Source organism: Streptosporangium sp. NPDC001559 (assembly GCF_042893955.1).
Taxonomy (GTDB): Bacteria; Actinomycetota; Actinomycetes; order Streptosporangiales; family Streptosporangiaceae; genus Streptosporangium.
Genome location: NZ_JBIAVG010000002.1, coordinates 84346 through 96646 on the forward strand (window position 1 = coordinate 84346; position 12301 = coordinate 96646).

The following is a 12301-nucleotide window of genomic DNA, read 5'->3' on the forward strand; positions in this document are numbered from 1 at the left end:
GTCGTCCCGGTGCCGTCGCGACCCCGGAGCCGCAGGGTGTCGCCGCGGGTGGCGCGAGGCCGTCCCACATCATGGAGAGACACCTCTCAGGTGCGCCAGATATTTCATACTTTGCGGAGCAATGACCGAGATGATCGGGGTGTTCGAGTGACCGCAGTGCTAGTGCTGGAAGACGGCCGCGTCTTCCACGGGACCCCCTACGGGGCCCAAGGTGAGACCTTCGGCGAGATGGTCTTCAACACCGGGATGACCGGCTACCAGGAGACGCTCACCGACCCCTCCTACCACCGCCAGATCGTCGCGATGACCGCGCCGCACATCGGCAACACGGGGGTCAACGACGAGGACCCCGAGTCCTCGCGCGTCTGGGTCTCCGGCTACGTGGTCCGCGAGCCCGCCCGCATCCCCTCCAACTGGCGTTCGAGGCGCTCCCTCGACGACTACCTGAGGGACCAGGGCGTCGTCGGCATCGCCATCCCCGGCACCCGCGCCCTCACCCGCCACCTGCGCGAACGCGGCGCCATGCGCGCGGGCGTCTTCTCCGGCGAGGCCCTCGCGCCGGTGGAGGAACTCCTCGCCCGGGTCAGGAACAGCCCCGCCATGGAGGGCGCCGACCTCGCCGAGGCCGTCTCGACCGCCCAGCCGTACGTGGTGCCCGCGGTCGGGGCCAAGCGCTTCACCGTCGCCGCCGTCGACCTCGGCATCAAGGCGATGACCCCGCACCGGATGGCCGAGCGCGGCTGCGAGGTGCACGTCCTGCCCGCCTCCAGCACCGCCGAGGACATCCTCGCGCTCAACCCCGACGGGGTGTTCTTCTCCAACGGCCCCGGCGACCCCGCCACCGCCGACCACCAGGTCGAGGCGCTGCGCGGCGTTCTGGAGGCGGGCAAGCCGTTCTTCGGCATCTGCTTCGGCAACCAGATCTTCGGCCGCGCCCTCGGGCTCGGCACCTACAAGCTGCGCTACGGCCACCGCGGGGTCAACCAGCCCGTCCAGGACCGCCGCACCGGCAAGGTGGAGATCTCCGCGCACAACCACGGCTTCGCCGTACGGGCCCCGCTCGAGGGCGCCTTCGACACGCCGTACGGCCCGGCGGAGGTCAGCCACGTCAACCTCAACGACGACTGCGTCGAGGGACTGCGGCTGATCGACAGGCCGGCCTTCAGCGTCCAGTACCACCCGGAGGCCGCGGCGGGCCCGCACGACTCCGCCGGGCTGTTCGACCGCTTCTGCGCCCTGATGGAAGCGACGCAGGAAGAGACAGGGAACACGACGAGGGGGAACAAGGGTGCCTAAGCGTACGGACATCCAGTCGGTCATGGTGATCGGCTCGGGGCCGATCGTGATCGGGCAGGCCTGCGAGTTCGACTACTCGGGCACCCAGGCCTGCCGCGTGCTGCGCGCCGAGGGCTTCCGCGTGATCCTCGTCAACAGCAACCCGGCCACGATCATGACGGACCCCGAGTTCGCCGACGCGACCTACGTCGAGCCGATCACCCCGGAGATCGTCGAGAAGATCATCGCCAAGGAGCGCCCCGACGCGCTGCTGCCCACCCTGGGCGGCCAGACCGCGCTCAACACCGCGATCGCCCTGCACGAGGCCGGTGTCCTGGCCAAGTACGAGGTCGAGCTGATCGGCGCGGACGTGGACGCCATCCAGGCGGGCGAGAACCGCGAGATGTTCAAGGACATCGTGGCCAAGGTCGCCGCCGAGCACGGTCTCAACGCCGAGTCGGCCCGCTCGTTCGTCTGCCACACCATGGACGAGTGCCTGGCCGCCGCGGGCGAGCTCGGCTACCCGCTGGTCGTGCGGCCCTCCTTCACCATGGGCGGCGTCGGCTCCGGCTTCGCCCACGACGAGGAGGGCCTGCGCAGGATCGCCGGCGCCGGCCTCGACGCGTCCCCGACCACCGAGGTGCTCCTTGAGGAGTCCATCCTCGGCTGGAAGGAGTACGAGCTGGAGGTCATGCGCGACAAGGCGGACAACGTCGTCATCGTCTGCTCCATCGAGAACCTCGACCCGATGGGCGTGCACACCGGCGACAGCGTCACCGTGGCCCCCGCGCTGACCCTCACCGACCGCGAGTACCAGAACATGCGCGACGTCGCCATCGCGGTCATCCGCGAGGTCGGCGTCGACACCGGCGGCTGCAACATCCAGTTCGCGGTGAACCCGGAAACCGGGCGCATGATCGTCATCGAGATGAACCCCCGCGTCTCCCGCTCCAGCGCCCTGGCCTCCAAGGCCACCGGCTTCCCGATCGCCAAGATCGCCGCCAAGCTGGCCATCGGCTACACCCTGGACGAGATCCCCAACGACATCACCAGGGAGACCCCGGCCTCCTTCGAGCCCTCGCTCGACTACATCGTGGTCAAGGTGCCGCGCTTCGCCTTCGAGAAGTTCGCCGGGGCCGACCAGACCCTGACGACCCACATGAAGTCGGTCGGCGAGGCCATGGCCATCGGCAGGTCCTTCCCCGAGGCCCTGCAGAAGGCCCTGCGGTCCCTGGAGAAGAAGGAGTCGACCTTCACCTGGGCCGGGGAGCCCGGCGACAAGGACGCGCTGCTGACCGCCTGCCGCACGCCGCACGACGGCAGGCTGCGGACCATGCAGCAGGCCATCCGTGCGGGCGCCACGGCCGAGGAGCTGTTCGAGGCGACCGCGGTCGACCCGTGGTTCCTCGACCAGCTCTACGCGATCGACGAGGTCGCCGCCGAGGTGCGCCAGGCGGAGGACCTCACCGCCGGGATCCTCGTCAGGGCCAAGCGGTACGGCTTCAGCGACACGCAGATCGCCGAGCTGCGCGGCGTGGACGAGCCCGGGATCCGCGCCCTGCGGCACGCGCTGGGCGTACGGCCCGTCTACAACACCGTGGACACCTGCGCCGCCGAGTTCGCCGCCCAGACCCCCTACCTCTACTCCACCTACGACGAGGAGACCGAGGTCCCGCAGGGCGAGCGCCCCAAGGTCCTCATCCTCGGCTCGGGGCCCAACCGCATCGGCCAGGGCATCGAGTTCGACTACGCCTGCGTGCACGCCTCCTTCGAGCTTTCGGCCGCCGGGTACGAGACCGTCATGGTCAACTGCAACCCGGAGACCGTCTCGACCGACTACGACACCTCCGACCGGCTCTACTTCGAGCCGCTCACCCTGGAGGACGTCCTGGAGGTCGTCCACGCCGAGCAGCAGAGCGGCCCCGTCGCGGGCGTCATCGTCCAGCTCGGCGGCCAGACCCCGCTCGGTCTGGCCCAGGCGCTCAAGGACGCCGGGGTGCCCATCGTCGGCACCTCGCCCGAGTCGATCCACCTCGCCGAGGAGCGCGGCGCGTTCGGCCGGGTCCTGGCTGAGGCCGGGCTTCCCGCGCCCAAGCACGGCACCGCCGTCACGGTCGAGGAGGCGCTGGAGATCGCCGAGGAGATCGGCTACCCGGTGCTGGTCCGGCCCTCCTACGTCCTCGGCGGCGCGGGCATGGCCATCGTCTACGACGACAGCACGCTGTCGACCTACATGGCCAGGGCGGGCGCGGCCAGCGACCACCCGGTCCTGGTGGACAAGTTCCTCGACGAGGCCGTCGAGATCGACGTGGACGCCCTGTTCGACGGCGAGGAGCTCTACCTCGGCGGCGTGATGGAGCACATCGAGGAGGCCGGCATCCACTCCGGCGACTCGGCCTGCTCGCTGCCCCCCATGACGCTCGGCGGCCACGACATCAAGCGCATCCGCACCGCGACCGAGGCGATCGCCAGGGGCGTGGGCGTGCGGGGCCTGCTGAACGTGCAGTACGCCCTGTCGGCCAACATCCTGTACGTCCTGGAGGCCAACCCCAGGGCCAGCCGTACGGTGCCGTTCGTCTCCAAGGCGACCGCGGTCCCGCTGGCCAAGGCGGCGGCCAGGGTGATGATGGGCGCCACCGTGGCCGAACTGCGCGCCGAGGGCATGCTCCCGGCGGAGGGCGACGGCGGCACCCTGCCGCTCGACGCGCCCATCGCGGTCAAGGAGGCCGTGCTGCCGTTCAACCGGTTCAGGGGCGTCGACACCGTGCTCGGCCCCGAGATGCGCTCGACCGGCGAGGTCATGGGCATCGACGAGTTCTTCGGCACCGCCTACGCCAAGTCGCAGGCCGCCGCCTACGGCTCGCTGCCCACCAAGGGAAGGGCGTTCGTCTCGGTCGCCAACCGCGACAAGCGCGCGATGGTCTTCCCGGTCAAGGCGCTGGCCGACCTCGGCTTCGAGATCCTCGCCACCGAGGGGACCGCCGAGGTGCTGCACCGCAACGGCGTCCAGGCCAAGGTCGTGCGCAAGCAGAGCGACGGGCCGGGTCCCGACGGTGAGCCGACCATCGGCGGGCGCATCCTGGACGGCGAGGTGGACCTCATCGTGAACACGCCCTTCGGCAGCCCCGGCCAGTCCGGGCCCAGGCTGGACGGCTACGAGATCCGCACCGCGGCGGTACTGCGGGGCGTGCCCTGCATCACGACCGTCCAGGGGCTGGCGGCGGCCGTACAGGGCATCCAGGCCATCGTCCGCGGCGACGTGGGCGTGCGTTCGCTGCAGGAGCACGCGCGGCGGCTGCGGGGCTGAGCCGGCCCGGTTCGGCCCGGCGGTCCTCCCGCGGCGGACGAGGACCGGTCCCGGGCGTGGAGAATGAGGAGCCGGACGCGGACCGCGGGCGCGTCCGGCAGGCGGGACGGGCGAGCGGCGGCAGGCCGCGGGGCCCGCTCCGCGCCGAGCGAGGGACCGGACGTCACGGAGACGAGAACACCTGCGGGGTCGACGCCTAGGCGGAGGTGAGAGAGACGGCTGTTACTCCCGTGCAGGTGACGGGCACGGTGCTGACGACGCGCCGGGTCGACGCCTACCACGCGCTGACCGTGGTCGCGCCCGGCGTCGCCGAGCGGTTCAGGCCGGGCCACTTCGTCTCGGTCGCCGTCGGCGGGCCGCAGACGTCGATGCTGACGCGCCGCGTCTTCTTCGTCCACGACGTCAAGCCCGACTACGGCGGCACGGTCGAGTTCGTCTTCACCGTCAGGGGGCCGGGCACGGCCTGGCTCGCCGAGCGCCGCGCCCGCGACACCCTCGACCTGGTCGGCCCGCTGGGCAGGCCGTTCCCGCTGCCCCGCGACCCCGCGACCTGCGTCCTGGTCGGCGCCGAGTACGGCTCGGCGACGCTGTTCACCGTGGCCGACGCCCTCCAGCAGCGCGGCTGCCGCGTCGACTTCGTGCTCGGCGCGGCCTCGGCCGACCGGGTCTTCGGCGCGCTGCGCGCCAGGAGGATGGGAGAGACGACCACCCTGACCACGGAGGACGGTTCCCTCGGCATGCGCGGCAGAGTGGCCGACGTGCTGCCCGGCGTGATCGCCGACGTCAGGGCGGACGCGGTCTACGCGTGCGGCCCGATGGAGACGCTGCGCGGTGTCACCGCCGTCGCGGTCGAGTTCGACATCCCGGTGCAGGTGGCCGTCGAGGAACGGATGGCCTGCGGGATCGGCGTGTGCATGACGTGCGTGCTGCCGGTCATCGGAGACGACGGCGTCACCCGGATGGTGCGCTCGTGCGTCGAAGGTCCGGTCTTCAGAGGCGAGCGCGTCCGCTTCGACGATGTGGGGACGATCCCGTTCGACGCGCTGGGAGCGCCGGGTGGGGGAACACGGAATGTCGGTTGACATGCGGACCTACCTGGGGCACGTGGAACTGGCCAACCCCATGACCACGGCCGCGGGGTGCGCCGCCTCGGGGGCCGAGCTGGCCCAGTTCTTCGACCTGGCCAGGATCGGCGCCCTGACCACCAGATCGATCACCATGGCCCCCAGGGCGGGCAGGCCGACCCCCAGGGTCGCCGAGACCCCCTCGGGGCTGCTCAACGCCGTCGGCCTGCAGGGGCCGGGCATGGACGCCTTCCTGGAGCGCGAGCTGCCCTGGCTGGCCCAGCGGGGGATAAGGACCGTGGTCTCCATCGGGGGCGGCACCGTCGCCGAGTACACCGCGCTGGCCCGCAGGCTCACCGACGCCCCCGGGGTGACCGCCGTCGAGGTCAACCTGTCCTGCCCCAACATCGAGGACCGGGGCAGGGTCTTCGCCCGCGACGGGGCCGCCTCCGCCGAGGTGGTCGCCTCCGTGCGCTCGGTCATGCGTTACGACGTGCCGGTCGTGGCCAAGCTGTCGCCGGACGTGATGGACATCGTGAGCGTGGCCAGGGCGTGCGTCGACGGCGGCGCCGACGCCCTCTCGATGATCAACAGCCCGATCGGCATGAGCATCGACACCGAGGCCATGCGGCCCTCCCTGGCCGCGGTCACCGGCGGCCTGTCGGGACCGGCCATCAGGCCGCTGGCCGTACGCTGCGTGTGGCAGGTGCACGCGGCGCTGCCCAGCGTGCCCATCATCGGCATGGGCGGCGTGCTGACCGGCAGGGACGCCTTCGAGCTCATCCTGGCGGGCGCCTGCGTCGTCGCCGTCGGCACCGCCCTGTTCCACGACCCCTACGCCTGCCTGCGTGTCCTGAGAGAGCTCGAGGAGCTCCTGGCGGCGCGCGGTTTCCACCGGCTGGCCGACGCGGTCGGGCTGGCCCATCGCCCGCCGGGCGCTTCCGCCCGGAACCGGATAGACCTGGAGGAGAGTTCCCTGTGACGCCCGCACCCATCGCCGTAGCCCTGGACGCGCCCGACCTGGAGACCGCAGCCCGCTGGGCGGGCATGGTCACCCCACACGTCAGCACCGTGAAGGTCGGGCTCGAACTCTATCTCCGCTACGGCCCCGAAGTGATCGCCTCGGTCAGGGGCGCCAGCGGCGTCCAGATCTTCCTCGACCTCAAGCTGCACGACATCCCCAACACGGTCGCCGGCGCGGCCAGGGCCGTGGCACGGCTCAAGCCCGCCATCCTGACCGTTCACGCGGCCGGAGGCCCCGCCATGATCAGGGCGGCCGTCGAGGCGCTGCCCGACACCCGGATCGCGGCCGTGACGGTGCTCACGTCGCTGTCCGCGGCCGATCTGGAGCGCGTCGGCCTGGAGGGCTCGCCCGACGACGCCGTGCGCCGCCTGGCCTCGCTGGCCGTGGGCGCGGGTGCCCAGGCCCTCGTGTGCTCACCCCACGAGGTCGCCGCGGTGCGGGCAGAGGTCGGCCAGGACGTCACCCTGATCACCCCCGGCGTCCGCCCCGCCGGTTCTGAGACTCAGGACCAGGCAAGAGTAGCGACTCCGGAGAGGGCTTTGGCCGACGGGGCCGATCTTCTGGTGATCGGCCGCCCGATCACCGGCGCCGCCGACCCCGGCGCGGCCGCCGCGGGAATCGCCGCCGCACTGCGCAGAGCCCTCGCCTCGGCCGCCGGGGACGCCTGATCCGGGATGTGATCCACGCCCCCGTAAAACACGGAGTTGAGGGTTGTTTCATCGACACTCGGCGACTTTCACGCTACACAAAGTGACGAAGTAGATTTTCTAAGGGAAGAAACTGGTCTTGACGTTGCTTGAAGCGCGATGACCAGCTAGTTTCCCTTCCCGTCCGAGTACATCGACAGGAAATTCGAGGTGACCCGGCGTGGCTCTTCCTCCCCTTACCCCTGAGCAGCGCGCCGCAGCCCTAGAGAAGGCTGCCAAGGCCCGCCGAGAGCGTGCCGAGGTTAAGAACCGCCTGAAGCACGGCGCTATCTCTCTGGCTGAGGTGCTCAAAGACGGGCAGGCTGACGACGTCATCGGCAAGATGAAGGTGTCGGCTCTTCTGGAGTCGCTCCCCGGCGTGGGCAAGGTCCGCGCCAAGCAGCTGATGGAGCGGCTTGGCATCGCAGAGTCCCGCCGCGTGCGGGGCCTGGGAGCCAACCAGCGGGCGTCCCTTGAGCGTGAGTTCGGCGGGGCCGAGGGCTAGTCTCGGTCCGGTACGGACACGCTCATCCGCGCCTGGCGCGGGAACGGCATCACGGGGGGTTGTGGAGTTGACCGGAACATCGTGGTCCGACGGGAGTCGGGCTCCGGGGAAGACCGCTGAGAGCGGGTCCGGCGGCTCCGTGTCCCCGGTCGAAGGTCCGGAGGGGGCTGGAGCCTTCCCCGGGCCGACCGGCAACCGCCTGACGGTCCTCTCAGGGCCGTCAGGCGTTGGTAAGTCCACGGTCGTCGCCGAGCTTCGGCGGGCACACCCCCAGGTGTGGCTGTCGGTCTCGGTGACCACCAGGAGACCCCGACCGGGCGAGACCCACGGGGTCGAGTACTTCTTCGTCGACGACGCGGAGTTCGACCGCCTGGCCGCCTCCGGTGAGCTGCTCGAATGGGCGGAGTTCGCCGGCAACCGGTACGGCACGCCGCGCGGCCCCGTGCTCGACAAACTCGCGGCCGGGGTGCCCACGCTCCTGGAGATCGACCTGCAGGGGGCCCGTCAGGTCCGGGCGAGCATGCCGGAGGCACTGCTGGTCTTCCTCGCCCCGCCGAGCTGGCAGGAGCTGGAGAAGCGCCTGCGGGGCAGGGGCACCGAGCCCGAGGACGTCATCGCGCGCCGCCTGGCCGCGGGCCGGATCGAGATGGCCGCGGAGCAGGAGTTCGACCTCTCCCTGGTGAACACGTCCGTCCAGGAGGTATGCCACAGGCTGATAGCCTTGTTGGCTGATGCTCCCGAGGCTTCGAGCCCCGGACGTTCACCTAACTAGGGGAAAACACAACGTGGCAACGAACGCGGCCTACTCCGAAGGCATCACCAACCCGTCGATCGACGCCCTGCTGGAGATCGTCGACAGCAAGTACAGTCTGGTGATCTTCGGTTCGAAGCGCGCCCGTCAGATCAACGCCTACTACTCCCAGCTCGGCGAGGGCCTGCTGGAGTACGTCGGGCCGCTCGTGGAGACCCACGCCCAGGAGAAGCCGCTGTCCATCGCGCTACGCGAGGTCAGCGAGGGTCTGCTGACCTCAGAGCCGATCGAGGGCTAGTCCCGCCGATGCGGACGCCTGGCGAGGGCGAGACCGCCCTCCCCTCCTCCCTCGTGGAACCCTCCCGGACGGAGCCCGTCCCGGCGGAGCAGGCGGTCCCCGGCCCGCGCCGCCGACCGGCCGTCGTCCTGGGGGTCGGCGGCGGTATCGCCGCCTACAAGGCCTGTGAGCTGTTGCGCCTGTTCACTGAGTCGGGTCACGACGTGCGCGTCGTGCCCACCAGGCAGGCCCTGCGCTTCGTCGGCGAGCCCACCTGGGCCGCCCTGTCCGGCAACCCCGTCGCCGCCGACGTCTGGGAGTCGGTGCACGAGGTGCCCCACGTCAGGATCGGCCAGGGCGCCGACCTGGTCGTCGTCGCGCCCGCGACCGCGGACCTGCTGGCAAGGGCCGCCCACGGGCTGGCCGACGACCTGCTGACCAACACGCTGCTCACCGCGCGCTGCCCGGTCGTCCTCGCGCCCGCGATGCACACCGAGATGTGGGAGCACCCCGCGACCCGCGCGAACGTGGCGACCCTCCGCGAGCGCGGCACGCTCGTCGTCGAGCCCGCCGTCGGCCGCCTCACCGGCGCCGACACGGGCCGGGGACGGCTGCCCGACCCCGCGGAGATCTTCGAGTTCTGCCGGGGCGTGCTCGCGGGCAGGCCCGCCGACCTCGCGGGCCGCAGGCTGGTGGTCTCGGCGGGGGGCACCCGCGAGGCCGTCGACCCGGTCCGCTTCCTGGGCAACCGCTCCTCCGGCCTGCAGGGCTACGCGCTGGCCCGTACGGCCCTGGCCCGCGGCGCGGAGGTCACCCTGGTCGCCGCCAACGTCGCACTGCCCGACCCGGCGGGGGCGGCGGTCGTCCGGGTCGAGTCGGCGCTCGAACTGCGCGAGGCCGTGCTGAAGGCGGCCGAGGGGGCCGACGCCGTGGTCATGGCCGCCGCCGTCGCCGACTTCAGGCCCGCGCGGCGGAGCGAGTCGAAGGTCAAGAAGACCTCGGCCGATCCCGACCCTATCCATTTGGTGAAAAATCCGGACATTCTTGCTGAGCTGGGTGAGCGCCGGAGGCAGGGGGAGGGGCCGAGCCCGCGGGTCATCGTGGGGTTCGCGGCGGAGACCGACGACGTGCTCGCCAACGGGCAGGCCAAGCTCGCCCGCAAGGGCTGTGACCTGCTGGTCGTCAACCAGGTCGGGGAGAACCTCGCCTTCGGGACACCTGACAACGCGGCGGTCGTGCTGGCCTCGGAAGGCGGCCGGGTCGAGATTCCTCGTGGCCCCAAGGAGGCCCTGGCCGACGTGGTCTGGGACCTCGTCGCCGAACGCCTGGCCTGACTCCCTTGCCGTAGATCGGACGGCGGCGGATACTGCGTCCGGAGCGACCTGGAACGTCACGCCCGGAGGGTTCCCGACCATGCCGGTCTCCGCTGCCGTCAGGGCGCGCTGCCGCGCCCTGCTTCCGCCGGGGGAGGACATCAGTTACGTCCTGCCCGCCCTCTCCGTGAGCTCGCCGGGAACGGCGGCCTTCCTCATCGTGGTCACCGACCGGTCGATCCTGGTGATGTCCACCAAGTTCTTCGACCGCGGCATGCCCAGTTCGGTCTACGCGACGCACGCGCGCCGTACCCGGCTCGGCCCGGTCGAGTTCTCCTCGAGCGCGGCCATCGAGTTCGGCGGGATGGTCTTCGAGATCGACGAGGAGTACGCGGCGGTGGTGTGCGCCGCGGACGCCGAGGTCTTCGCGCCGGAGACGCTGCCCGCCGACCCCCTGCCCGACCTCTGAACCCTGCTCTTCGGCCGTCCTCCGTAGCGCGATATCCCGGTAAATAGGTTGGTTTCATGTGATTTTTGGCTGGTTGGACGGCAAGGCATCAGGATTCGGGCACGCCGGATTCAGGGTGATTTCGCGGCGCCGTACCTGGTGGGGCTAGAATTCGGCGAGCGCTTCGGGTGCCGTGTGCCCCGAAGTCCCAGACGCCAGCAGCCGCTGCATGAGGAGCCACTGACTTGTCCCGTCGCCTGTTCACCTCCGAGTCGGTCACCGAGGGCCACCCGGACAAGATCGCCGACCAGATCAGTGACGCGATTCTCGACGCCATGCTCAAGGGAGACCCCCGGAGCCGTGTCGCGGTCGAGACGCTGATCACCACCGGTCAGGTCCACGTCGCCGGAGAGGTGACGACGGAGACCTACGTCGACATCCCCGGTCTCATCCGGGCGAAGATCCTCGAAATCGGTTACGACGCCTCGCACAAGGGCTTCGACGGCGCCTCCTGTGGCGTCTCGGTGTCCATCGGCGCGCAGTCGCCCGACATCGCCCAGGGCGTCGACGCCGCCTACGAGGCCCGTGAGGGCGAGGGCTCCGACGAGCTCGACCGCCAGGGCGCGGGCGACCAGGGCCTGATGTTCGGCTACGCCTCGCGCGAGACCCCCGAGCTGATGCCGCTGCCGATCCAGCTGGCCCACCGCCTGGCCGAGCGCCTGTCGGAGGTCCGTAAGAACGGCACCGTCCCCTACCTCCGCCCCGACGGCAAGACCCAGGTCACCATCGAGTACGACGGCGACAAGCCGGTCCGCCTCGACACGGTGGTCGTCTCCACCCAGCACGCGGCCGAGATCGACCTCAAGGAGATGCTCGCCCCGGACATCAAGGAGCACGTGGTCGACCCGGTGCTCGCCGGTCTTGAGATCGAGACCGAGGGCTACCGGCTGCTGGTCAACCCCACCGGCCGCTTCGAGATCGGCGGCCCGATGGGCGACGCCGGTCTGACCGGGCGCAAGATCATCGTCGACACCTACGGCGGCATGGCCCGTCACGGCGGCGGCGCCTTCTCCGGCAAGGACCCGTCCAAGGTCGACCGCTCGGCCGCCTACGCCATGCGCTGGGTCGCCAAGAACATCGTGGCCGCGGAGCTGGCGGACCGCGCCGAGGTCCAGGTCGCCTACGCCATCGGCAAGGCGCACCCGGTCGGCGTGTTCGTCGAGACCTTCGGCACCGAGAAGGTCCCGGTCGAGAAGATCCAGGAGGCCGTGCTCAGCGTCTTCGACCTGCGCCCGGCCGCGATCATCCGCGACCTCGACCTGCTCCGCCCGATCTACTCGGCGACCTCCGCCTACGGTCACTTCGGTCGTCCCGAGTTCTCCTGGGAGGCCACCGACCGCGCCGACGCCCTGCGCAAGGCCGCCGGTCTCTGACCCCGCAGGCACGGCCCCCGCGAGCATCCCTCGCGGGGGCCGTGCCGTTTTTCCCGGCCCTTCCCCGCGCGATCCTGACCGTGTCACGGCTCCGCGCGCGGGGCCGGAAGCGTGGTGGTGACCGGCTGTGTCCCGCCCTTCACGGGTCAAGAGCGCACATATGGAGCCTGACCACCAACTGTGTCCCCTGAACCGTCCAATTCTGTGTAACTTCTCTT

11 protein-coding genes are annotated in these 12301 nt (G+C 70.9%); all 11 read left to right on the forward strand.

Going from position 1 to position 12301, the window contains the following annotated elements; translation table 11 throughout:
* Window positions 1-147 precede the first annotated feature (147 nt).
* Window positions 148-1296, forward strand: a complete 1149-nt coding sequence (gene carA, locus ACFYY8_RS04470) for a glutamine-hydrolyzing carbamoyl-phosphate synthase small subunit (RefSeq protein ID WP_390037078.1) — start codon at window positions 148-150, stop codon at window positions 1294-1296.
* Window positions 1289-4582, forward strand: coding sequence for a carbamoyl-phosphate synthase large subunit (carB, locus tag ACFYY8_RS04475; protein WP_390037080.1), 3294 nt, complete (start codon window positions 1289-1291; stop codon window positions 4580-4582). The genes carA and carB overlap by 8 nt, the downstream gene beginning before the upstream one ends.
* Before the next feature lie 206 nt (window positions 4583-4788).
* Complete coding sequence (locus ACFYY8_RS04480) at window positions 4789-5664, forward strand: dihydroorotate dehydrogenase electron transfer subunit (RefSeq protein ID WP_390037082.1); 876 nt, start codon at window positions 4789-4791, stop codon at window positions 5662-5664.
* Entirely contained in the window at window positions 5654-6628 is a 975-nt protein-coding gene (locus ACFYY8_RS04485) for a dihydroorotate dehydrogenase (RefSeq protein WP_352008950.1), read from the forward strand. The genes ACFYY8_RS04480 and ACFYY8_RS04485 overlap by 11 nt, the downstream gene beginning before the upstream one ends.
* A complete protein-coding gene (pyrF, locus tag ACFYY8_RS04490; RefSeq protein WP_390037084.1) occupies window positions 6625-7338 on the forward strand; it encodes an orotidine-5'-phosphate decarboxylase in 714 nt (237 codons plus the stop codon). The genes ACFYY8_RS04485 and pyrF overlap by 4 nt, the downstream gene beginning before the upstream one ends.
* Before the next feature lie 199 nt (window positions 7339-7537).
* Window positions 7538-7861, forward strand: a complete 324-nt coding sequence (mihF, locus tag ACFYY8_RS04495; protein WP_184714603.1) for an integration host factor, actinobacterial type — start codon at window positions 7538-7540, stop codon at window positions 7859-7861.
* A gap of 139 nt (window positions 7862-8000) precedes the next feature.
* Entirely contained in the window at window positions 8001-8633 is a 633-nt protein-coding gene (gene gmk / locus ACFYY8_RS04500; protein WP_390037086.1) for a guanylate kinase, read from the forward strand.
* 13 nt (window positions 8634-8646) lie between these two features.
* Complete coding sequence (gene rpoZ, locus ACFYY8_RS04505; protein ID WP_352008953.1) at window positions 8647-8910, forward strand: DNA-directed RNA polymerase subunit omega; 264 nt, start codon at window positions 8647-8649, stop codon at window positions 8908-8910.
* 8 nt (window positions 8911-8918) lie between these two features.
* A complete protein-coding gene (gene coaBC / locus ACFYY8_RS04510; protein WP_390037088.1) occupies window positions 8919-10223 on the forward strand; it encodes a bifunctional phosphopantothenoylcysteine decarboxylase/phosphopantothenate--cysteine ligase CoaBC in 1305 nt (434 codons plus the stop codon).
* A gap of 79 nt (window positions 10224-10302) precedes the next feature.
* Entirely contained in the window at window positions 10303-10671 is a 369-nt protein-coding gene (locus tag ACFYY8_RS04515; RefSeq protein WP_390037090.1) for a hypothetical protein, read from the forward strand.
* A gap of 224 nt (window positions 10672-10895) precedes the next feature.
* Window positions 10896-12083 (forward strand): methionine adenosyltransferase, encoded by a 1188-nt coding sequence (metK, locus tag ACFYY8_RS04520; RefSeq protein ID WP_352008956.1) that lies wholly within the window; start codon window positions 10896-10898, stop codon window positions 12081-12083.
* The last annotated feature ends 218 nt before the right edge of the window (window positions 12084-12301 follow it).